15 protein-coding genes are annotated in these 18,912 nt (G+C 64.8%); 5 read left to right on the top strand and 10 right to left on the bottom strand.

The window, feature by feature from the left end; translation table 11 throughout:
* Nucleotides 1–4: 4 nt before the first annotated feature.
* From ACMAUO_RS15835 to ACMAUO_RS15820, 4 genes are all read right to left on the bottom strand, one after another.
* A complete protein-coding gene (locus ACMAUO_RS15835; protein WP_420357900.1) occupies nucleotides 5–157 on the bottom strand; it encodes a hypothetical protein in 153 nt (50 codons plus the stop codon).
* 101 nt (nucleotides 158–258) lie between these two features.
* On the bottom strand, nucleotides 259–1,041 hold the full coding sequence (locus ACMAUO_RS15830; protein WP_420358294.1) for an ABC transporter ATP-binding protein: 783 nt from the start codon (nucleotides 1,039–1,041) through the stop codon (nucleotides 259–261).
* Nucleotides 1,042–1,046: 5 nt separating this feature from the next.
* Nucleotides 1,047–1,928 (bottom strand): ABC transporter permease, encoded by an 882-nt coding sequence (locus tag ACMAUO_RS15825; RefSeq protein WP_420357899.1) that lies wholly within the window; start codon nucleotides 1,926–1,928, stop codon nucleotides 1,047–1,049.
* A gap of 160 nt (nucleotides 1,929–2,088) precedes the next feature.
* Entirely contained in the window at nucleotides 2,089–3,057 is a 969-nt protein-coding gene (locus ACMAUO_RS15820; RefSeq protein ID WP_420357898.1) for a glycosyltransferase, read from the bottom strand.
* A 183-nt stretch (nucleotides 3,058–3,240) separates the two neighbouring features.
* Between ACMAUO_RS15820 and ACMAUO_RS15815 the strand changes: the two genes are divergently transcribed.
* Entirely contained in the window at nucleotides 3,241–3,492 is a 252-nt protein-coding gene (locus ACMAUO_RS15815; RefSeq protein WP_420357897.1) for a hypothetical protein, read from the top strand.
* Nucleotides 3,493–3,550: 58 nt separating this feature from the next.
* On the top strand, nucleotides 3,551–3,724 hold the full coding sequence (locus ACMAUO_RS15810) for a DUF1328 domain-containing protein (protein ID WP_114726676.1): 174 nt from the start codon (nucleotides 3,551–3,553) through the stop codon (nucleotides 3,722–3,724).
* A 66-nt stretch (nucleotides 3,725–3,790) separates the two neighbouring features.
* On the opposite strand, the gene ACMAUO_RS15805 is transcribed toward ACMAUO_RS15810, so the two are convergent.
* The 4 genes from ACMAUO_RS15805 to ACMAUO_RS15790 form a co-directional block, all read right to left on the bottom strand.
* Nucleotides 3,791–5,245, bottom strand: a complete 1,455-nt coding sequence (locus tag ACMAUO_RS15805; RefSeq protein WP_420358293.1) for an efflux transporter outer membrane subunit — start codon at nucleotides 5,243–5,245, stop codon at nucleotides 3,791–3,793.
* A 122-nt stretch (nucleotides 5,246–5,367) separates the two neighbouring features.
* Nucleotides 5,368–8,667: an efflux RND transporter permease subunit gene (locus ACMAUO_RS15800; protein WP_420357896.1), complete on the bottom strand. Its 3,300-nt coding sequence runs from the start codon at nucleotides 8,665–8,667 to the stop codon at nucleotides 5,368–5,370.
* Nucleotides 8,664–11,837 (bottom strand): efflux RND transporter permease subunit, encoded by a 3,174-nt coding sequence (locus ACMAUO_RS15795; RefSeq protein ID WP_420357895.1) that lies wholly within the window; start codon nucleotides 11,835–11,837, stop codon nucleotides 8,664–8,666. The genes ACMAUO_RS15800 and ACMAUO_RS15795 overlap by 4 nt, the downstream gene beginning before the upstream one ends.
* Nucleotides 11,838–11,883: 46 nt before the next feature.
* A complete protein-coding gene (locus ACMAUO_RS15790; protein WP_420357894.1) occupies nucleotides 11,884–13,278 on the bottom strand; it encodes an MdtA/MuxA family multidrug efflux RND transporter periplasmic adaptor subunit in 1,395 nt (464 codons plus the stop codon).
* 343 nt (nucleotides 13,279–13,621) lie between these two features.
* Here ACMAUO_RS15790 and ACMAUO_RS15785 point away from each other — a divergent pair, with 343 nt between their 5' ends.
* From ACMAUO_RS15785 to ACMAUO_RS15775, 3 genes are all read left to right on the top strand, one after another.
* Complete coding sequence (locus ACMAUO_RS15785; protein ID WP_420357893.1) at nucleotides 13,622–13,930, top strand: CsbD family protein; 309 nt, start codon at nucleotides 13,622–13,624, stop codon at nucleotides 13,928–13,930.
* A gap of 175 nt (nucleotides 13,931–14,105) precedes the next feature.
* Entirely contained in the window at nucleotides 14,106–14,753 is a 648-nt protein-coding gene (gene rnhB / locus ACMAUO_RS15780) for a ribonuclease HII (RefSeq protein WP_420357892.1), read from the top strand.
* Nucleotides 14,750–15,850, top strand: coding sequence for a site-specific DNA-methyltransferase (locus ACMAUO_RS15775; RefSeq protein WP_420357891.1), 1,101 nt, complete (start codon nucleotides 14,750–14,752; stop codon nucleotides 15,848–15,850). The genes rnhB and ACMAUO_RS15775 overlap by 4 nt, the downstream gene beginning before the upstream one ends.
* Nucleotides 15,851–15,939: 89 nt before the next feature.
* On the opposite strand, the gene ACMAUO_RS15770 is transcribed toward ACMAUO_RS15775, so the two are convergent.
* Nucleotides 15,940–16,554: an ankyrin repeat domain-containing protein gene (locus ACMAUO_RS15770; RefSeq protein WP_420357890.1), complete on the bottom strand. Its 615-nt coding sequence runs from the start codon at nucleotides 16,552–16,554 to the stop codon at nucleotides 15,940–15,942.
* A gap of 215 nt (nucleotides 16,555–16,769) precedes the next feature.
* A complete protein-coding gene (locus tag ACMAUO_RS15765; RefSeq protein ID WP_420357889.1) occupies nucleotides 16,770–18,911 on the bottom strand; it encodes a VWA domain-containing protein in 2,142 nt (713 codons plus the stop codon).
* Nucleotide 18,912: the final 1 nt, after the last annotated feature.

Genomic DNA, 18,912 nt, shown 5'->3' with positions numbered 1-18,912 from the left:
ACCTTCATGGCAGCGGCATATGCCGTTTGCTGTCGTCCGGGGCGTCTGAGTGGCGGAAATCGAGCTGGAAAAGATCAGGTAGCCAGCTTGTTTTTTTTGGTAGTGCAAGCTGGAGAACGATGATAGCGACGAAGGTTTCCGAAGCATGAACGATCATGCAGGGGCGATACCTGCAGCCCGCACGGTCGTCTGTCCCATGATCTTACACACCGTTACCGAGGAGGCATGGATAAGCAATCTAGTGGAAAACACAGGCTGTTACTGGGCTGCCGCCTCGATTTTCGTCAGTTCCCTGAACGCCGAAGCGGGGAGATATTGTTCGAGAATGCTCATCGGGTCACCGTCGCCCCTGATCTGACCGTTCTCGATCCAGAGCAGGCGATTGCACCATTCGATCAGGATCGAAGGAGAGTGGCTGGCCAGTACCAGGATGTCGGCGTGGCGGACCATGCCTTCCACCCTTTTCTTGGCCTTCTCCATGAAAACGGCGTCGCCGGCGAGGATCCACTCATCCATCAGCAGGATTTCGGGCGGGAATGCTGTGGCCATCGCGAAGGCCAGCCGGATCGTCATCCCCGAGGAATAATTTCGGACCGGAAGATCGAGAAAATGCCCGAGTTCAGAAAAATCTTCCACGTCCTTGACGAGTTCCTGCGTCTCGGAAACGGATAGGCCGAGATAGAGGCCACGCAGTCGGATATTCTCTCGTCCGGTGAGCTGGTGGTTCATGCCCTGTCCGGGGTCAAGCAAGGCCGTCAGGCGTCCATCCGCCGACAGGACGCCCCCGGTTGGCTGGTATATCCCCGAAAGAACGCGCAGGAGAGTTGTCTTGCCCGATCCGTTCGAACCGATCAATCCGAGACGATCGCCGGAATTCAGGGAAAAGGAGATGCTTTGAAGAGCCTGGACGACGGGGCGGTTGCTGGTGTCTCGTCCGAAGCGAGCCGACGCTTGCCCGAGGATGGTCTTTTTCAGCGAGCGGCTGTCGCTGTGATAGAGCGGAAAATCAATCGTGATATTGGATGCGGTGAGATTTGCCATTGTGTTCAGACCCAGAAGGCGATCCGGCCGCGCGTTCGCGCGAAAGCGATCCATGAGAAAAGGATAAGGACACTGGAAATGATCAGTGCGTAGATCCAGGTCGTGGCCGGCAATGGCGTGCCCAGGAGAGGAGCTCTAAGAATTTCAAGCAGGTAATAGAATGGGTTGAAACGGATCAGAAAAAGCGCCTCGCGGTGGCCGTTGAGGATATTCGCGTTCCACATGACTGGCGTTACGAAAAAAGCAATCTGCATGATTGCCGAAATGATTTGCGGCACATCCCGGAAACGGGCGCACAGGGCGCCGAAAAGCAGCGAGAACGCGAACGCATCGACAAGCCACAGGCTGAATGCCGGTATCGCCATGAAGGAAAACAGGGACTGGTGCACGCCCATGATTGCGAAAACCGCAATGATGATCACGATATTATGGGCAAGAATCATCGTGTTGCGCACGACGCTGCGTGCCGCATGAACGGTGAAGGGCATGCGCATGCCCTTGATGATGGAATCGGACTGAATGAAACAGCCGCAGCCGTCGGTCACCAGTGCATTCAGGTAGTTCCAGGCGATGAGGGAGAGGGACAGGAAGGGAAGATAGGTGTGGATGTCGGTGTGGAACAGATCGGCATAGATGAAGGCCATGGCCCCCACCTGTACGCCCATCGAAATGGTCAGCCAGAACGGCCCGAGTGCGGAACCGCGATATCGGAGTTTGATATCGAGAAAACCGAGGACCGCGATGAGTCTCCAGAGATGGGCCCCTTCGCGCAGATCCGCCAATGCCAGTTGGAAACGCTGTTTCCATCCGCGATCCGCTGACAGACGAAAATGGACCGGTTTTCGAAAAGCTCCGTCTTGCGACATGGTAGAGGTTGCTTTGGTCATGACAATGGAGCCTTTGATACCCTTATATCTGCCAGGAACCTGGGCAAAAATGCGCGCGAACGGTGATCATCCGACGCGCATTCGCGGTGAGGCTCCAGGGAGCTGACCATACGCGGATTGAACCTCGCGAGGCAAACGGGCGCGGACGGGCGATCCAAGCTTATCCCAGCACGAACCAGAGGCGGAAAATCATCTGCTCGGCGCGGGTGCTTCGCCGCATCTCGGGCATCCTTTGCAGAAGCCGGCAGCGGGCCAGACAGCCGGCCGGACCGGGGATATCCAACGCCTCGCGGAGCTTGGCCAGGCGGGTGACAGCCGGTTCCGTCAACAGATCTGCGTGGCGGAGAAGCTGCGTGACGTTGGCGCGGAAGGTCGACATGAACAGGGCCGGCCCCCGCCGGAGGGCAGCCAGTGCCCGGGTTGCGAAATGCGCCGGCGCGCCCACCGCATTGCTCTGGTGCTGGCGGTAATAGAGAGTGGCCTGGCTGTCCGTCACAACATGGCCACCCGCGCCGCTGACCAGCAGATAGCTCCACCAGTCATGCAGCGTTCCGGCCGGCGGCGGCATGGTGGCCCGCACGAGCCGGATCGCGGCGGGTGAGAGCATGACGGTGCAGCCCGTGGCGATGTTCTGAGTCAAGGCCATGGAAAAAACGGGCTCGGGCGGCAATGCGGGCGAAAGGCCGAGGCGGGCAAGCGCCGAGTCCGTGAGCATCTGGCGGGAGCAATATAGAGCTGGCTTATCCGTCCTATGGAAGGGCGACAGGGCCTGCACGGCGCGTTCCAGCTTGTCTGGAAACCAGACATCGTCCTGGTCGCAGAACGCGGCCAGATGACCGTCTGGCACATGGTCTAACAGCATGCCGAACGATCCGGCTATGCCCAGGCGCTCCACGCTGCGGCTGACCTGGACGCAGCGCCCGGCGGGCAGGTTGCCGGCGAAGCGCTGCATGATTCGCACGCTGTCATCGGTCGATCCGTCATCCCGCCAGACAAGGCGCCACGCCGCATGGGTCTGCTGCCCCAGCGACTGGAGCTGCGCATCGAGAAAGGTGGCGCCGTTATGGATTGACAGCAGGATGCACACCGGCATGGCGTCGCGCGTGGGAAGACGGTCGGAACTGGTCACGCGGAAAGATCCCGTGCTGGAATGTTGGTTCAGGGGCGGCTGGGGATCTGGTCGACAGCCAGTAGAGAATGCCTTCCCACCGAGGCGTGTCGTGCCGAAATGGGGAGCCGTGATTTGAAAACGGTGCCTGCGTCCTCATATATCCTATGTCGCTATGTTTATTAAGAAGATTGGGGCGCGATCATGACGGATGGACAGTTTGAAACGATGCTGGAAGAAGGGGTCGGTCGGCTTCAGGATGGGCTTGGCGGATTGCTGGGTGATCCCGCGCTCCAGATGAAGGGCAAGGGGCGGGTGTTGTGTGCCAAGGCTCGTTCTGCCTGCTTCATGGCTGGGGATGCCGTGCGGGACCTGACGGTGGATCAGCCGCTGGTGGCTGTGGTGACGGCGGGGCTGGCTGGATTTGCGCTGGCCATGGCATGGGTGCGGCGCTGAGGAACCGCCGGGCCGACCCGGCGTTCGTCCTGCAAGGACTATGGATGGAGCGTGGATGATGTTGAAGCTGGCCCTCTTTTTTCTGGTGATCTCGATTATCGCCGGGCTGTTCGGGTTTACCGGAATTTCCGCTGCGTCCGCTGGTGTCGCGAAGATTCTGTTCTTCCTCTTCATTCTCGCCTTTGTCGTCTTCCTGCTGATCGCGTTGCTGACAGCCAAAACGATCTTGTGACGACGCGCTCCGGGCCGCCAGCGTGGCCCGGAGTGTTTTCTTTGGAGCTTGTAGGGCGAGTGTGCCCTACTGATTTTTATCTTTCTGGATGAAAGACGGCAGGAACGGATTGTCTGTCTGGAGCGACGCCTTCGAGGGCAGGCGCGCGGCGTTCCATCCGCCGCCGAGGGCCTGCACCAGGGCGACACTGTCGACCATGCGCTGCTGCTGGATCGAGAGGGTTGTTTCCGCGATCCCCAGCGCCGTGGTCACGTTGGTGATGACGGTGGTGTAGATCTGCGTTCCGGCCTCATACTGGTTCATCGAGACCTGGACGGCCTTGTTGGCGTAGTCCAGCGCAACCTCCTGCTGTGCGGCCTGCTGGGCGAGGATGCGCAGGTTGGACAATTGATCCTCGGTGCCCTGCAACGCCGTCAGCACGGTCTGGCGATAGGTGGCCACGGCGCTGTCATACTGGGCGTCGGCCGAATGGACGGCTGCGGTGCGCGACCCGCCGCTGAACAGGGTTTCGGTGGCCGACGCGCCCAGCGACCAGACGCGATTGGCAACGCTCATCAGCGAGGTCACCGGATCGCCGCCGCTCTGCGAATAGCTGGCATTGATGGTGACGTCGGGGAAGAAGGCCGCGATGGCGGCGCCGATCTGGGCGTTGTACTCTTCCATGGCGCGCTCGGCGGCGGCGATATCCGGCCGGCGTTGCAGCAGGTCGGCGGGAACACCGACCGGAATCGGCGGGATGGCGCGGCTCAGTGCACCCGGCGCGATCGTCAGTTCGGCGGGCGAGCGGCCGACCAGCACGGCGATGGCATGTTCATACTGGGCACGGGCGACGCCGGCCTGGATCAGCGATGCGCGGTTCTGTTCCAACTGGGTGCGGGCCTGCATCACCGCCGTCGGGTCGGCGATGCCGGCGTCGAACTGGTTCTGGGCGATTTCCAGCGCCCTGGTGTTGAACGCGACATAGCGGCGCAGCAGGTCCTGCAGCGAATCCTGGTAGCGCAGGTTGAAATAGGCCGTTGCGAGCTGCGCCTGATAGGACAGGGTGGCGTTGGCCAGATCGGCGGCGCTGGCCTGGGCTGCCGTCACCTGGCTCTGGATATTGCGGCGGATCTTGCCCCACAGATCGAGATCCCAACTGGCGCTGGGACCGATGCTGTAGGAATTGTAGACCGTGCCGGCATTGGCAAAGGTACTGCCGGAGGACGAGACGGACGACCCGCCATGGCCCGCGCGGTTGAAGCCGATGCTCCCGCTGATGGTGGGGAACAACTGCGCGCGGACACTGTTGATGGTGGCGCGGGCCTGGCGGTAGTTCGCCTCGTACATCCTGACGTTCTGGTTCGAGATCGCGACCCGCGATTCCAGATCGTTCAGGATGGGGTCGTCATAGATCGTCCACCAGGCATCCTTGGGCAGTTCCGCCATGGCCGGCCGGGCTTTCTCCCAGCCAGGTGCCGGCACCAGTTCCTTGAAACGGGCGGAGACCGGGGCGGTGGGGCGATGATAGGACGGGCCGACCATGCAGCCTGCCAACGCCAGCGGAGACAGGACGACGCCGAGCAGTAGGGCATGCCGGCGCGGCGCGCAGGCGCCGGGGCGGGATTTCGGGGCGATCGATCGGGAGGGCGGCAGGGACATCCGGGTCAGGCATCCTGTTGGGAAAGGGGGCCCCGCCGGCCCGGCAGGGCCTTGGTCAGGGAACGGAACTGGCGTCGGCACCATAGGCCGAAGCGGTCGAGATACAGATAGACGACCGGGGTGGTGTAGAGCGTCAGCGCCTGGCTGACGACGAGCCCGCCGACGATGGCGATCCCGAGCGGGCGCCGCAGTTCCGAACCGTATCCTTGGCCCAGGATCAGCGGCAATGCCCCCAGAGCGGCGGCCAGCGTCGTCATCATGATCGGCCGGAAGCGCAGCAGGCAGGCAGTATGGATGGCCTGAGCCGCTGGCTGGCCGTTCCGTTCGGCCTCGATCGCGAAGTCGACCAGCATGATGGCGTTCTTCTTTACGATGCCGATCAGCAGGATTACTCCGATCATGGCGATCAGTGAGAAATCCTCGCCGGCCAGGTCCAGCGCCAGCAGCGCGCCGACGCCTGCCGACGGCAGGGTGGAGAGGATGGTCAGCGGGTGTACGTAGCTTTCGTACAGGATGCCCAGCACCATATAGACCGCCGCCAGCGCAGCCAGGATCAGCAACGGCTCGTTATTGACCGATTTCTGGAGCTGGCCGGCATTGCCGGCAAAGCTGCCATGAATGGTCGCGGGCACGTGCAGGCGCACCATTTCGGCACTCACGATCTGGGTTGCCTGCTGCAAGGGCACGCCGGTTGCGAGGTTGAAGGAGACGGTGGCGGCGACTGACTGGCCCTGGTGATTGACAGACAGCGGCGTGAGTTGCGGCGCGACGGTGGAGACGATGCCGATCGGGACCATCGTCTCGGCATTGGTCGAAACCGCCGAGCCATTGGATGCCGAGGCCCCGCCAGCCAGGCTGTTGGCGATCTGGTTGCGGAAGGACTGGCTGCTGAGGCTGTTGGCCTGGCTGGAGGTGGACGCGGTGGGGACGCGGATCGTATTCGCTCGCGTTCCGCCGCCGGCCGAGCCGCCGGCAGTGCTGATCCAGACCTGCTGGAGGCTGGCGGGGTCCTTCCAGAACCTGGGTTCGACTTCCATCACCACATGATACTGGTTCAGCGCGTTATGGATGGTCGATGCCGAACGCTGCCCGTAGGCATCGTACAGCGTATTGGCCACGAGCTGGGGCGTGACCAGCATGCGGGCCGAGGTTTCGCGGTCTAGGGCCACGTTGAGGGCGGAGCCGCCCTGCTGCACATCCGACGAGACATCGGTCAGCTCCGGGTGTTTCTGGAGTGCGGCGACCAGCTTGGGCATCCATGTATACAGGTCGGTCGGTGAGTCCGATTGCAGTGTGTACTGATAGGCGGCATTGGACTGTCGGGCGCCCAGCCGCAGCGTGCCGGGAGCCATGAGGTAGAAATGCGCGCCCACCATGTTCTGCAGACGGGCGCTGATGCGGGCGATCGTGGTGCTGGGCGGCCCGGCGCGCTGTGATTTGTCCTTGAGCACGACGAACATGTTGGCCTGGTTGGACGAACCGCGCCCGCCGGTGAAGCCGGTGATGCTGGCGATATCGCGATCGGCCATCACGGCCTTCTGGACCTCGTCGATCTTGCCGACCAGGGCCTGGAACGAGATCGACTGGTCGCCCTGCAGATGCCCCATCAGCATGCCGGTGTCGCTGTCGGGAAAGAAGCCCTTGGGCATGTGGATGAACAGCGCCACCATCAGGACGACGGTGCAGGGTAGCGATAGCAGGACCAGGCGCGGATGGGTCAGCGCCGCATCCAGCGTGTGGACATAGCTGCGTTGCAGGCCATTCAGCATGCGTTCCAGCACGGCGGCGATGCGTTCCCAGGGGCCTCCGGCCGTCCGTGTGGTATCGTGCGCCGGCAGGAACAGCGCCGCCATCATGGGCGTGAGGGTCAGTGACAGGATCATCGAGACGATGATTGTGACCGACATCGTCATCGCGAATTCATGGAACAGCCGTCCCGCGACCCCGCCCAGCAGCAGGATCGGCAAGAAGACCGCGATCAGCGACATCGTGATCGAGAAGACGGTGAACGCGACTTCCTGCGCGCCCAGCAGCGTGGCCTCCAGCCGGCCCTTGCCCTCTTCCAGATAGCGGCTGATATTTTCGATCACCACGATCGCGTCGTCGACGACGAAGCCGGTGGAGACCGTCAGCGCCATCAGCGACAGATTGTCCAGCGAATAGCCCAGGAGTTGCATGGCCCCGAAGGTGGCGATGATCGAGGTCGGGACTACGATGGCGGGGATCAGTGTCGTGCGCCCCGACCGCAGGAAGACCAACACCACCAGCACTACCAGCACCACCGAGATGACGAGGGTATATTGGGTATCGGCGAGGGCCGCGCGAATGGTCGTGGACCGGTCGAGGACAGTATGCAGTTCGACATTGGGCGGCAGGGCGGCACGCAGGGAGGGAACTTCGGCCTTGATCTGGTCGATGGTGCGGATGACGTTGGCGCCGGCCTGGGCGAAGATGATTGCCAGCACCGCCGGCTGGCGATTGTAATAGCCGGCGTTGCGTAGGTCCTCGACGCCGTCATTGACGTCGGCCACATCCGACAGGCGTACCGGCCGGCTGTTGTGATAGGCGATGATCAGGTCGCGATAATCCTGGGCACTACGGGCCTGGTCGTTGGTATCCAGCGTATAGCGGGTGCCCTGATAGTCGATGAATCCCTTGGGGGTATTGGCATTGGCCGAGGCCAGCGCCGCGCGCAGGTCCTCGAACCCGATCCCGAATTTGTAGAGCGGCAGGGGATTCATCTCGACGCGGACCGCCGGCAGCGAACTGCCGCCGACCTCGACCTGACCGACGCCGCGGATCTGCGAGAGGTGCTGTTGCAGCACGTTGGATGTCAGGTCGTAGAGCTGCGACATCGTGCGGGTTTTCGATGTCAGCGCCAGGATCATGATCGGCGCGCCGTTAGGGTTTGCCTTGGAGTAGCTCGGGTTTTGCCGCAGTGACGTGGGCAGGTCGGCGCGGGCGGCCTGCAAGGCCGCCTCCACGTCGCGAGCGGCGCCGTTGATGTCGCGGTTCAAGGCGAATTGCAGGGTGATCCGGGCCTGGTTCTGCGTCGACTGGGACGTCATTTCCGTCAGGTCGGCGATTGAGCCCAGCCGCCGTTCCAGCGGGGCGGCGACCGAACTGGCAATTTCTTCCGGTGATCCGCCAGCCTGGCGCGCCTGGACCTGGATCACCGGGAAATCGACATTCGGTAGGTCGGCGACCGGCAGCGCGCGATAGCCGATGATGCCGGCGATCAGCAGAGCGATCGTCAGCAATGTTGTTGCGACTGGTCTGAGGACGAAGAGGCGGACGGGGTTCATGTCGCGGTCTGCTGGGGCGGCACGTCACGTGCCGGCGTGGCGGCCGCTCCGAAACGGCGGCGCAGGTCGAGGCTGATCCGATCCATCAGCAGATAGATGACGGGGGTGGTGAACAGGGTCAGCAACTGGCTGAGCAGCAGGCCGCCGACGATGGCGATGCCCAGCGGGCGGCGCAGTTCCGAGCCGGTGCCGGTGCCGATGACCATCGGCATCGCGCCGAGCATGGCGGCCAGCGTCGTCATCAGGATCGGCCGGAAGCGCAGCAGGGCGGCGTGATGGATGGCCTGGACGGGCGGCATGCCCTCGATCCGCTCCGCCTCCAGCGCGAAATCGATCATCATGATGGCGTTCTTCTTCACGATGCCGATCAGCAGCACTAGGCCGATGATGCCCATGACCCCGAGGCCGGCGCCGCTGAGTTGCAGGGCCAGCAGGGCACCGACGCCCGCCGATGGCAGGGTGGAGAGGATGGTGATGGGGTGGATGAAGCTCTCATAGAGGATACCCAGCACGATATAGACCGCGACCAGGGCGGCCAGCACCAGCCACATCTCGTTGCCCAGGCTGTTGCGGAACGCCGCCGCCGTGCCCTGGAACGAGGTCTGGAAGCTGGCGGGCAGGTGCAGCGTGCTCTCCACCCGCTCGATCGCGTTCGTCGCCTCGCCCAGCGAATAGCCCGGCGCGACGTTGAACGAGATCGTGGTCGCCGGGAACTGGCCGACATGGGTGATCAGCAGCGGCGCGGTGTCGCGGGTGACGGTGGTGACAGTGCGCATCGGCACCAGGCCCGAGGTCGGCGCGCGGGTCGGGCCCGAGGTGCTGCTGCCCGAATTGCCGCTGATGCCCGGCAGATACAGCTTGTCCAGCGACGCCAGGTCCTTCTGGAAGGCGGGATCGGCCTCCAGGATCACGCGATACTGGTTGGACTGCGTGTAGATGGTCGAGATCTGGCGCTGGCCGAAGGAATCATACAGCACGTTGTCGATCGTCTGCGGGGTGATCGAGTATCGCGCGCCGGTGGTGCGGTCCAGCGTCACATGGGCCACCAGCCCCTCGGCCTGGAGGTCCGACGTGACGTCGGACAGGGCCGGTTCCTGGCGCAGTGCGGCGATGACCTTGGGCACCCAGGTGCGGAACTGGTCGTAATCGGGATTTTCCAGCAGGAACTGGTACTGGGTCGCGGAAACCGTCGTATCCAGCGACAGGTCCTGCACCGGCTGGAGATACAGGCTGGCACCGGGAATGTCGGCCGTCTCCTGCTGGATGCGGGCCGCGATCTGGGCGGCGGTCTCCGACCGGTCGTCATGCGGGCGCAGGTTGATCAGGAACCGCCCCTGGTTCAGCGTCACGTTCTGCCCGTCGACCCCAATGAAGGAGGACAGGCTGACGACATCCTTGTCCTGCAGGATGCGCCGGCCCAGTTCCTGCTGATGGGCCGCCATCGCATCGAAGGACGTGGATTGCGCCATGACCGAGATGCCCTGGATCACCCCGGTATCCTGCACCGGGAAGAAGCCCTTGGGGATCGACCAGGCCAGCAGGCCGGTCAGGCCCAGCGTGGCGACGAAGATGGCCAGGGTCAGCTTCTGATGGCGCAGCACCACCGTCAGCGCGCGGCCGTAGGCGGCGATCACCGCTTCGGTCCAGCGCTCGACGGCGGCCGACCAGCCGCGCGCGTCCGGCCCGTGCGGGCGTTCGCTGAGCAGCCGAGCGCACATCATCGGCACCAGGGTGAGCGACACCACGGCCGACAGCACGATCGTCACCGACAGGGTGATGGCGAATTCGTGGAACAGGCGGCCCACCACGTCGCCCATGAACAGCAGCGGGATCAGCACCGCGATCAGCGAGACGGTCAGCGAGATGATGGTGAAGCCGATTTCGCCGGCACCCTTCAGCGATGCCGTCATCCGGTCGTCGCCCATTTCGATGTAGCGGGCGATGTTCTCGATCATCACGATGGCGTCGTCGACGACGAAACCGGTCGCGATGGTCAGCGACATCAGCGACAGATTGTCCAGCGAGAAGCCCATCAGATACATGATCGCCAGCGTGCCGATCAGCGACAGCGGGACCGACAGGCTGGGGATGATCGTCGCCGGCACGTTGCGCAGGAAGACGAAGATCACCGCCACCACCAGCACCATTGCCAGCACCAGTTCGAACTCGACGTCGGCGACCGAGGCGCGGATGGTGGTGGTGCGGTCGGTCAGCGGCGTGATGGTGATGCCCGGCGGCAGCGCCTGGCGCAGTTGCGGCAGGGCGTATTTGATATTGTCGACCACCGAGATGACGTTGGCGCCCGGCTGGCGCTGCACATTCAGGATCAGGGCCGGCGTGGTGTTCGACCAGGCGGCGAGCTGGGTGTTCTCGGCCCCCTGGACGACGGTGGCGACGTCGCGGATGCGGATCGGGCCGCTGTTCTGGTAAGCGATGACCTGGTTGAGCAACTGGTCGACGCTGGCGATCTGCCCGTCGACCCGCAGGGTGGAGGCCCGCTGCGCGCCGTCGAACGTGCCGGTGGGCGAATTGACGTTGACGTTGCCGATCGTGGTGCGCAGCGTGTCCATGTCCAGGCCGAACGAGGTCAGCTTGGGCACGTTGACGCGCACGCGGATCGCCTTGCGGTTGCCGCCCGACAGCGTGACCAGGCCGACGCCCGAGATCTGGCTGATCTTCTGTGCCAGGCGGGTATAGACATAATCCTCGACCTCGGTCAGCGGCATCGTCTTCGAGGTGATGCCCAGCGTCACCACCGGGGTGTCGGCCGGGTTGACCTTGGCGTAGATCGGCGGGGCCGGCAGGTCGGTGGGCAGCAGCATCTGCGCCTGGTTGATCGCCGCCTGGACTTCCTGCTCCGCCACGTCCATCGACATGGTCAGGCCGAACCGCAGCGTGACGATCGAGGCGCCGCCGGAGGATTGCGACGTCATCTGGTCCAGGCCGGGCATCTGGCCGAACTGGGTTTCCAGCGGCGCGGTCACCGATGTCGCCATGACGTCGGGTCCGGCGCCGGGATAGAAGGTCTGGACCGTGATGGTCGGATATTCGACCTGCGGCAGCGCCGAGACCGGCAGGAAATGATAGCCCAGCAGCCCCGCCAGCATGATGGCGAGCATCAGCAGCGTGGTGGCGACCGGGCGTTCGATAAACAGGCGGGACGGATTCACGCACGGCTCTCCGGCTGAAGGCGACGGATCGGGTGTCGGGCCGGGATCATTGCTGGGGCTGTCCGCCGGATGGGCCGCCGGAGGTACCATCGCCTGAGGTACCATCGGTGGTGCCGCCGGTCGTGCTGCCGGTCATGTCGCCCTGTCCGCTCGCGGCGTGGCGGCGGTGGCGGCGCCCCTGTCCCGCCGCCGGGGCGGCCGCATCGCCGGGCGCGGCGGTGCTGTCGGTCGCGGTCGGGATCGTGACCTTGGCGCCGGCACGCAGATGGTCGGTGCCGTCGGTTACGACCGATTCCCCTTCCTTGAGGCCGCTGGTCACCACCACGCTGTCGCCGTGCGACGTGCCGGTCTTGATGTCGCGGACCTCGGCGGTGTTGTCCGGCTTGACGACATAGACGAACGATCCGCTCGGCCCGGTCTGCACCGCGTTGGCCGGAAGCAGCAGCACGTCATGCTCGGTATTGACCAGCAGGTGCGCGTTGACGAACTGGTTCGGGAACAGGGTCTCGTCCTGGTTCGGGAAGATCGAGCGCAGCTTGACCGTGCCCGTCGCGGTGTCGATCTGGCTGTCCAGCACGCTGACGGCGCCATCGGCGAGCTTGCGCGTGTTGGTGCTGTCCCATGCCTCGACCGGCAGGGAGACGCCGCTGTGCAGCCGCTCGGCCACCCGGCCCAGTTCGGTTTCCGGCAGGGTGAAGATCACGGAGATCGGCTGCATCTGGGTCAGGATGACCAGGCCGTTGGTCTGGCCGGCGGTGATGTAGTTGCCCATGTCCACCTGGCGGATGCCGACGCGGCCGTCCACCGGGGCGATGACGTGGCAGTAGGTGATCTGGAGCTTCTGGTTGTCGACCAGGGCCTGGTCGACCTTAACCGTGCCTTCGAGCTGCGCGACCTTGTATTGCTGGTCGACGGCGGTCTGGGCCGCGATGCTGTTCTGGCGGATCAGGCGCTGATAGCGGGCGTTATCCACCCGGGCCTGCTGGAGTTGTGCGATGTCGGACGCCAGTTGCCCCTGGTACTGGGCCAGCAGCACTTCGTAGGGCCGCGTGTCGATCAGCGCCAGCAGGTCGCCCTTCCTGACATGCTGGCCCTCGGTGAACAGCACCTGCATCAGGTAGCCATCGACGCGCGACTGCACCGTGACGTTGGTGATCGGGATCACCGTGCCCAGTTCGGTCAGTTCCACCGGCATGTCGCCCTTGCGCACGGCAGCCACCGCGACCGGCTGGACATCCGCCGCCATCTGGCGCGCATGCCGCCCGCCGCCGCTCTGGCCGTGCGGCCTCAGGAAGGCCGCCGCAATCACGGCAGCACCTACAAGCGCCGTGCCCCACAGCAGAAGCCGCCGCCGCGATGTCCTCCCGGCCCCGCCCCGCCGGCCGGCCCCCGTCGTTTGCTGCGCAGGCACGTCGGACGGCTCCAGAGTCGGTTTGTCCATGGTCCTCAGGTCTTCCTCAATCCAATGACGTCAGGCACGCCGCAGGCGTGCGATTTGTTGGGGCAGTGTTAGCAGCTACGCGAAAAAAAGATGCCTAAATCCTTGCTTAGGAAACCGTCTAGAAATGTAACAATTTTTGTCGCTCGCCAACTGGCTACCATGCGTTTTCATCGAATGCCGCCAACTGTTCCGTCGGTGGCGGGATCGGGGCGTCCGCGATAGCGTGCCATCCGGCCCGGATGATCCGGTCCGCCCGGGGGCGGTATGCGCAACCGGGGCGCATTCGATCCGTTTCCATAGGACCGGCCCCGCGCGGGCTGGCTCGTTTGGAGGAGTAAAAGGCATGACGGAATCCGGTAACGACACGTTTGTCGAGAAGGCAAAGGGCACGATCGAGGAAGGGGCCGGCCGTTTGAAGGATGCGGCTGGTGGCCTGACGGGCGATCTGGGCATGCAGGCGGAAGGCAAGGTCGATCAATTGAGCGGCATGGCCCGCCGCGAGTTCGCCGAGCTTTATGACGAGGGCGAGGGCAAGGTGGAAAAGGCGGTACTGTTCGTGCAGGACCGGCCCCTATTGTCGGTGGCGATTGCGGCCGTGGTCGGGCTTCTGGCCGGGCTGATCCTGCTGCCGCGGCGGACGTCGAAGGGCTGAAATCTCCCTGGCCCGAGTCCCTGGCGGAAGAAGTTTTTTCCGTTTGAAAGGACTCGGCATGGAATCAGCATCTTGCGCAACATGACGTAAAGATGGTTTCCATCCCTTCAGGACGTGATTCGGTGTGCGAATCGGGCGACAGGCGCCCGGCTCGGCCCGGTTCGGGATGGGGTGAATGCCGGATTACACGCGCGAGGCGCAGCATGGCGGCCGGGTTGCCGGAGTGGATGAGGTGGGCCGTGGCCCGCTGGCGGGTCCGGTCGTGGCGGCCGCGGTGATGTTCGACGGCGGTGTGCCGGCCCAATTGGCCACTCTGCTGGATGACTCGAAGAAGCTGTCTGCCGTGGCGCGGCGTCGTGCCTATGTCGCGCTCCGTGGCGCCCGTGGGGTGCATATCGCGGTTGCCGCTGCTTCGGTCGCTGAAATCGCGCGCCTGAATATTCTGCATGCCGCCTTTCTGGCGATGCGGCGCGCTGTTGCGCGCCTGTCTGTGCGGCCGGAACTGGTGCTGGTGGACGGAAATGCCGCCCCCGATTTCGGATGCCCGACGGAATGCGTGGTGGGTGGCGACGGTGAAAGCCTGTCGATCGCGGCGGCGTCGATCGTGGCCAAGGTGGTGCGCGACCGGCTGATGGAGCGTCTTGCCGTCCGCTGGCCCGCCTACGGATGGGAGCGCAATGCCGGTTACGGCACTGCCCAGCATCGGGCGGCGCTTTGCGATGTCGGTACGACCCCGCATCATCGGGCGGCGTTCGGCCTGGTCCGGCAATTATCGCTTGGCCTGCCCGCCGACAGCCGCCCCACGGCCTGGGGTGTGTCATGAGCGGCGCGGTGATGATGGAATTGCCCCTCGATCAGATTCTGCGTGGCGATTGCATCGAACTGATGCAGACATTGCCGAGCGGGTCGATCGACTGTATTTTTGCCGACCCGCCGTACAATCTCCAGTTACGTGGCGAGTTGCGCCGACCCGATGACAGCATCGTGGACGGGGTGGACGATGACTGGGACAAATTCAGCGATCTCGCGGAATATGACCGCTTTACCCGCGCCTGGCTGGGCGAGGCCCGCCGCCTGCTGCGCAAGGACGGCACGATCTGGGTGATCGGATCGTATCACAACATCTTCCGGATCGGTGCGATTCTCCAGGATCTGGGGTTCTGGATCCTGAATGACGTGATCTGGCGCAAATCGAACCCGATGCCGAATTTCCGGGGACGGCGCTTTACCAATGCCCATGAGACGCTGATCTGGGCGGCACGGGGCGCCGACAGCCGCTATCGCTTCAACTACCAGGCGATGAAGGCATTGAACGACGACGTGCAGATGCGCTCGGACTGGTATCTGCCGCTCTGCACGGGGGGAGAGCGGCTGCGCAATGCCCATGGCCTGAAGCTGCATCCGACGCAGAAGCCCGAAAGCCTGCTGCACCGGGTGCTGGTCGCTTCGACCAATGTGGACGACATCATCCTCGATCCGTTTGCCGGCACGGGCACGACGACGGCGATGGCGCGGCGTCTGCGCCGTCGCTTCATCGGGATCGAGCGTCATCCCGACTATGCGGAAGCCGCGATTGGCCGCGCCCGGCGCGAGCGCCCGGTGCCTCTGGACAGCGTGCTGACCACGCCCGCCCGGCGCGAGGCGCCGCGCGTGCCGTTCGGCAGCCTGGTCGAACGCGGACTGCTGCCGGCCGGAACGATGGTCTATGATCGTCATCAGCGCGTGTCGGCCACGGTTGCGCCTGACGGCACGCTGGTCAGCGGCACGCAGCGCGGATCGATCCATAAGCTGGGGGCGCTATTGACCAACGCCCCGTCCTGCAATGGATGGACCTTCTGGCATCTGATGCGCGAGGGGCAGATGGTTCCGCTGGACACGCTGCGGAGCGAGATCCTGTCGCGGGACAACGCAGCCAGCTAGAAAGCACGTTCTGAAACGTCGGTCGCTGACGCGATACCCCCGTTCGGATTGGTTGATCCGAACGGGGGCCCGGTTCCGCAGATGGAATGTCAGCCGCCGCCGAAGCCCAGGAAGCCGATTTCGGGTCGCGGGGTGCCGTTGTCTCGGGGGGCGGTACGGCTTGTTGCCATCATCATGCCCGATCGGGATCCGTGGCTGGTGCCATCGATGGTCAGATGGCCGCTGCCATCGCGCATCGTGATGCCGGAATGGGTCGTCGAAGCCGCGATGACATGCTCGTCATCCAGCGTGCGGAGCGACAGCAGCAGGAAGGTGATGTCGTTGCGGTTCAGGTCGATCGCCATGTCCAGCGGCGTCTGGCCCAGAACATTGTGGCCTTCCATGTCGGCACCACGGTTCAGGGCTTCCTTGGCCGCGCCGAGGCTGCCGCGGTTAATGGCGTCGAACAGGGCGGCGGTGGGATTCAGGTCGCCATTCGCATGGCCGCCGATCTCTTCGTTCGACTCAGCGCCGGGCAGGGCGGCCGGTGGGGCTGAGGCACGCGCGGCGCGACGGGCTTCAGCCTGCTTCGCCGCGTCGGCGGCATCGGCTTCAGCCTCGTCGTCCTCCGACTGGGCACAGGCAAAATGCATTGGGGCCATGATCACCGCGCTGCCGGTCAGCAGTGCGAGAAAGAGAAGGCGGATACCTGTTCTGACAATCATTATTCGTCTCAGTAACATTCGTCTCGATGACAGGCGCGACCTGTTCGGGGCGGATGCGGACCGTCCGATATGGACCGGCCTGCCGGACGCGGACCCGGCCTCCTTTCATAATCCAGATCGGGGCGGGATGCGATGGAAATCGCAGGATCGTGAGTCATGGCGCCTTCCTGGAGAAGGTGCTGCACACCGGCGGGTCGAGTGGCAGTACACTCTCTTCAGCGGCCTTCGCGCCACCAGCCGGTCAGCAGAAGCACTGCGGCCAGAGCCAGCACCAGCCATGCCGGGAGAAGCGGACTGGCGGTGCGACCGGTGACCAGGCGGGCATCGCGTTGTGGAAAGCCCATCCAGTCCGGTCCCGATACGCGGCCCGAGGCCGGGGGGCGCAGTGCGGGCAGGTGGAGATTGGCCGGGTCGTCGCCGAGCCAGTAGACGCCGCCGCCCGTCTGGCCGGCGAGCGGGGCCGTGACGGTTGCCGTGGCGCGCAGGTCTGACCATTCCACCGGATCGTCCTGGGTCGGAGCGGCGAAGGTGCGATGCGTGCCGTCGTCGGCCATCCAGATTCCCTGCTGGGTCGCGGGTGCATCGGCCTGGGACAGACCGATGCCGGTAGCATGTAGCGGCACCTGGCGGGTAGTGCCGTCGGGCGCGGTGATCGTGACCGCCTGCGGCACGACGGGGGCTGCGGTGCGGCGGGTCACGACGATCCTGCCGTCGGCAATTGTGGCCGTCAGTTGCTCCTCTTCCAGCTCGGGCTCTTTCATCAGCCAGTGCGAGACGTGCCGCAGCAGTTCGGATTGCGGGCCGCCGCCGCCTTCGCCGTGCGACCACAGCCAGATCTGGTCGGACAGCAGGAAGGCGACGCGGCCCCGGTCCACCCGGTCCAGGATCAGCAGCGGTGTATGGGCCGGACCGTCCATCAGGACCTGCCCATGGACGGAATCGGTCCGCAACACACGGTACCATGGTCCCCAGTCGGCATCGTGCCCGTCTGGGGCGGTGCCGGCTCCCGGCAGGCCCGTCGTGACGGGGTGACGATGACCTTCGGCCGTGAGGGTGGGGCGGAAGCGCTGTTCCACCAGCCCGCCTTCGACAGGGACATGGGCCGGCAGGATGTCGCCCAGCGGTGTATCCTGCAACGAGCCCGCGCCCAGGAATTCCGGGCCGCCGATCAGCAGTAGTCCGCCGCCGTCGCGCACATATTGGGCGATGTTTTCCAGATAGGTGCGCGGCAGGATGGCGCGATTCTCGAACCCGTCGAGGATGATCAGGTCGAATTGGCTGATCTTTTCCTGGAACAGTTCGCGCACCGGAAAGGCGATCAGTGCCAGGTCGGACAGCGGCGTGCCGTCATCCTTGTCTGGTGGGCGCAGGATGGTGAAATGCACCAGATCGACCGACGGGTCGGCCTTCAGCAGCCGGCGCCAGACCCGCTCACCCTGGTTGGGCGTGCCCGAGACCAGCAGTACCCGCAGCCGGTCGCGGACTCCGTTGATCCGCACCACGTCCTGGTTGTTGGCGGTGGAGACTTCACCCGCGAGGGCCGAGACCGACAGGCCGACCAGCATGGGGCCGGGATGGGTGACGGGCAGGGTGATGTCCTGTGGCTGGCCGACACGGACGGTCTTGTGCAATGGGGATTCGCCGCCGCGATCCAGTGTCAGGTCGACCTCGGCGCCGGTGTCGGGGTGGGGGCCCAGATCGTCTACCTGCACCCGCAGCGTCGCACTCTGGCCGACGATGGCATAAGGCGGCGCCTGGAGGATGCGCAGCCGGCGGTCGGTTTCCTCGCCCCGCGCGGTCAGCAGCACATGCAGCGGAAGGGTTGTGTGCCGGCCGCCGGAATCGGCGGGGCGCAGCCGTTCGGGCCCCTGGGCCGGGGTGTCGTGGACCTGTCCGTCGGTCAGCAGGATGGCACCGGCCAGCCGGGCCGGCGGAATGTCTGCTGCCGCCTGATCCAGGGCCGCGAACAGGCGCGTGCCTTGGCCATGGCCGTCGCCGTCGCGCACGGTGACGGTGCGCAGGGTCAGCCCCGGCACATGCGCGGCATCGGCCTGGAGGCGTTCCGCCGCCTGGTGGGCTACGGCGGCGCGTTGCCCCACGCTCATGGAGGAGGATTGGTCGACGACCAGGATGGCGGTTTCGGGCAGGGCCTGCCCGGTCTCGCTGATGCGTTCGGGACCGGACAGCCACAGCAGGACGATCGCCGCCGCCGCCGCGCGCCACAGCGTGCCGCGCGCCCGGCGTAGCAGCCCGGTCAACAGGACGACTGCTGCGAGGACTGCCAGCGTGTAGAGCAGCCAGGTGGGTAGCAGCGGCGAGAAGGAGGTCATGTGCCGCAGGGAGGTGAGGTCTGGCATG

This window comes from Gluconacetobacter brunescens (genome assembly GCF_048695475.1).
GTDB lineage: Bacteria > Pseudomonadota > Alphaproteobacteria > Acetobacterales > Acetobacteraceae > Gluconacetobacter.
The sequence above is the reverse complement of the archived record's forward strand: the minus strand, read 5'-3'. Positions and strand labels throughout refer to the sequence as shown.

Coding starts and splice junctions, on each gene's coding strand:
- ACMAUO_RS15815 (WP_420357897.1), top strand. CDS start 3,241: ATGACGGATGGACAGTTTGAAACGATGCTGGAAGAAGGGGTCGGTCGG.
- ACMAUO_RS15835 (WP_420357900.1), bottom strand. CDS start 157: ATGATCGTTCATGCTTCGGAAACCTTCGTCGCTATCATCGTTCTCCAG.
- ACMAUO_RS15765 (WP_420357889.1), bottom strand. CDS start 18,911: ATGCCAGACCTCACCTCCCTGCGGCACATGACCTCCTTCTCGCCGCTG.
- ACMAUO_RS15800 (WP_420357896.1), bottom strand. CDS start 8,667: ATGAACCCCGTCCGCCTCTTCGTCCTCAGACCAGTCGCAACAACATTG.
- ACMAUO_RS15785 (WP_420357893.1), top strand. CDS start 13,622: ATGACGGAATCCGGTAACGACACGTTTGTCGAGAAGGCAAAGGGCACG.
- ACMAUO_RS15810 (WP_114726676.1), top strand. CDS start 3,551: ATGTTGAAGCTGGCCCTCTTTTTTCTGGTGATCTCGATTATCGCCGGG.
- rnhB (WP_420357892.1), top strand. CDS start 14,106: ATGCCGGATTACACGCGCGAGGCGCAGCATGGCGGCCGGGTTGCCGGA.
- ACMAUO_RS15775 (WP_420357891.1), top strand. CDS start 14,750: ATGAGCGGCGCGGTGATGATGGAATTGCCCCTCGATCAGATTCTGCGT.
- ACMAUO_RS15805 (WP_420358293.1), bottom strand. CDS start 5,245: ATGGTCGGCCCGTCCTATCATCGCCCCACCGCCCCGGTCTCCGCCCGT.
- ACMAUO_RS15770 (WP_420357890.1), bottom strand. CDS start 16,554: ATGATTGTCAGAACAGGTATCCGCCTTCTCTTTCTCGCACTGCTGACC.
- ACMAUO_RS15825 (WP_420357899.1), bottom strand. CDS start 1,928: ATGACCAAAGCAACCTCTACCATGTCGCAAGACGGAGCTTTTCGAAAA.
- ACMAUO_RS15790 (WP_420357894.1), bottom strand. CDS start 13,278: ATGGACAAACCGACTCTGGAGCCGTCCGACGTGCCTGCGCAGCAAACG.
- ACMAUO_RS15830 (WP_420358294.1), bottom strand. CDS start 1,041: ATGGCAAATCTCACCGCATCCAATATCACGATTGATTTTCCGCTCTAT.